The 2,907-nt window shown below is 71.3% G+C and carries 1 protein-coding gene; it reads left to right on the plus strand.

All coding sequences use genetic code 11. The annotated features are described in order from the left end of the window. A partial coding sequence (locus AB0F88_RS44225; protein WP_362698683.1) for a beta-ketoacyl synthase N-terminal-like domain-containing protein occupies positions 1-2,907 on the plus strand: 2,907 nt, incomplete at both ends.

Here is a 2,907-nt window from a genome sequence, read left to right on the forward strand (position 1 = left end):
ACCGCGGTCGAGCTGCGCAACCGGTTGATGACGGTCTCCGGGCTGCGGCTGCCCGCCACGCTCGTCTTCGACTACCCGACCGCCCAGGCGGTGGCGGACTACCTGGCGGCGGAGCTGGCCGGTGGTCAGGTCTCGCAGGCGGTCGTGGCCGATGTCTCGGTGGTCGACGAGCCGATCGCGATCGTGGGGATGGCCTGCCGGTTCCCCGGCGGGGTGTCCTCGCCCGAGGGTCTGTGGGATCTGGTGTCGTCCGGTACGGACGCCATCGGCGAATTCCCGACCGATCGTGGCTGGGACCTGGCGAAGGTATACAACCCGGACCCGGACAGCCGGGGCACCTCGTACTCCAGGCACGGCGGGTTCCTGTACGAGGCCGCAGAGTTCGACCCCGGTTTCTTCGGGATCAGCCCGCGTGAGGCGCTCGCGATGGATCCGCAGCAGCGGTTGCTGCTGGAGTCCTCGTGGGAGGCGATCGAGCGGGCGGGCCTGGACCCGGTGGGGCTGCGCGGCAGCCGGACGGGTGTCTTCGCGGGTGTGATGTACCACGACTACGGTCTGGGTACTCCTGCGAACACCAGTGGCGGAAGCCTGGTGTCCGGCCGGGTGTCGTACACCCTGGGCCTGGAGGGTCCGGCGGTCACGGTGGACACGGCGTGCTCGTCGTCGCTGGTGGCGCTGCACTGGGCGGCGCAGGCGCTGCGCACGGGTGAGTGCGACCTGGCGCTGGCCGGTGGTGTGACGGTGATGTCGACGCCTGGCATGTTCATCGAGTTCTCCCGGCAGCGCGGTCTGGCACCCGATGGCAGGTGCAAGGCGTTCGGTGCCACGGCGGACGGGGCCGGCTGGGCTGAGGGTGTCGGTGTGCTGCTGGTCGAGCGGCTGTCGGACGCTCGCCGCAACGGCCACCAGGTCCTCGCGGTCCTGCGGGGCAGCGCGGTCAACCAGGACGGTGCGAGCAACGGCCTGACCGCCCCGAACGGTCCGGCGCAGCAGCGGGTGATCCGCCAGGCGCTCGCGAACGCCGGTCTGTCGGCGGCGGACGTGGACGTGGTCGAGGCGCACGGTACCGGAACGGTGCTGGGTGACCCGATCGAGGCGCAGGCGCTGATCGCCACCTACGGTCAGGACCGGCCCGAGGACCGGCCGCTGTGGCTGGGCTCCATCAAGTCGAACATCGGCCACGCGCAGGCCGCCGCCGGCGTGAGCGGTGTGATCAAGATGGTGATGGCGCTGCGCAACGGCGTCATGCCGCAGACCCTGCACGCCGATGAGCCCTCGCCGCACGTGGACTGGTCGGCGGGCGCGGTGGAGCTGTTGACCGAGGCCCGTACATGGGACGCCGGCGACCGCCCGCGCCGGGCGGCGGTCTCCTCCTTCGGGATCAGCGGCACGAACGCGCACGTGATCATCGAGCAGGGTCCGGTGGTGGAGCCGGAGCCCGCCGACGCTGTCGAGCTGCCGGTGACGCCGTGGCTGATCTCGGCCAAGACGCCGGAGGCGCTGCGGGCGCAGGCCGGGCAGCTCGCGTCGTGGGTGGAGGAGCGGCCTGAGCTCGACGTGGCCGACATCGGCTGGACGCTGGCGAGCGGTCGTGCGCTGCTGGAACAGCGCGCGGTGGTGATGGGCGCCGACCGGGCCGAGCTGGTGGCCGGCCTGCGCGCCCTCGCCGAGGGCACGACGACGCCGGGTGCGGCACGTGGTGGCGGGCTGGCGATGTTGTTTGCCGGTCAGGGCAGCCAGCGGGTGGGCATGGGCCGTGAGCTCGCGGCGGCGTTCCCGGTGTTCGCCGAGGCGCTGGAGGAGGTCTGCGCGCTGCTGCCGGGGTCGGTGCGTGAGGCGATGTTCTCCGGTCCGGACGAGGTGCTGGCCGAGACGGGGATGACCCAGCCGGCGCTGTTCGCTTTCGAGGTGGCTCTGTACCGGCTGCTCACCTCGCTGGGTGTGACTCCGGATGTGCTGGTGGGCCACTCGGTGGGGGAGATCGCGGCCGCGCATGTGGCCGGGGTGCTGTCGCTGGCCGACGCCTGCACGTTGGTCTCTGCTCGGGCCCGGTTGATGCAGGCGCTGCCGGAGGGCGGGGCGATGCTGGCCATCGCCGCCCCCGAGGCGGAGGTGCTTCCGCTGTTGGAAGGCCGCCAGGACGTGAGCATCGCCGCCGTCAACGGTCCTCAGGCCGTGGTGATCTCCGGTAGTGAGGCCGCGGTGGAGGAGATCGCCGCCCTGACGAGTGCGCGGACGCGCAGGCTGCGCGTCTCGCACGCGTTCCACTCCCCTCTGATGGAGCCGATGCTCGCGGAATTCGAGCAGATCGTCTCAGCCCTGACCTTCGCCGAGCCGAGCATCCCGATCGTGTCCAACGTGACCGGTCGTCCCGCCGAGCCCGGTCTGCTGACCGACCCGGCGTACTGGGTGCGGCACGTGCGTGAGGCGGTGCGGTTCGCCGACGGGGTGGCTGCCTGCCAGGCGAACGTGTTCGTGGAGATCGGCCCGGACACCACCCTGACCGCGCTGGCCCAGCAGAGCGTCGAGGACGGAACGTTCGTCGCGACCGCGCGCAAGGACCGAGACGAGATCCGGACACTGATCGAGGCGCTCGACCGGCTGCACACCCACGGTGTCTCGCTCGATTGGGACGCTCTCTTCGCTCCGGCGCGGCCCCACCGCGTGGACCTGCCGACGTACGCCTTCCAGCGCGAGCGCTTCTGGGTCCCCACACAGATCGAGACCGGCGACATGGCCGGTGTGGGGCTCGTCGCCGTCGATCATCCGTTGCTGAGTGCGGTGACGGAGGTCGCCGGTGGTGAGTCGGTGATCTTCAGTGGCCGTCTGTCGGTGGCCGCGCAGCCGTGGCTGGCCGATCACGCGGTGAACGGGACGGTGTTGTTGCCCGGTACCGGTTTGCTGGAG

The organism is Streptosporangium sp. NPDC023963 (genome assembly GCF_040639135.1).
Lineage (GTDB): Bacteria > Actinomycetota > Actinomycetes > Streptosporangiales > Streptosporangiaceae > Streptosporangium.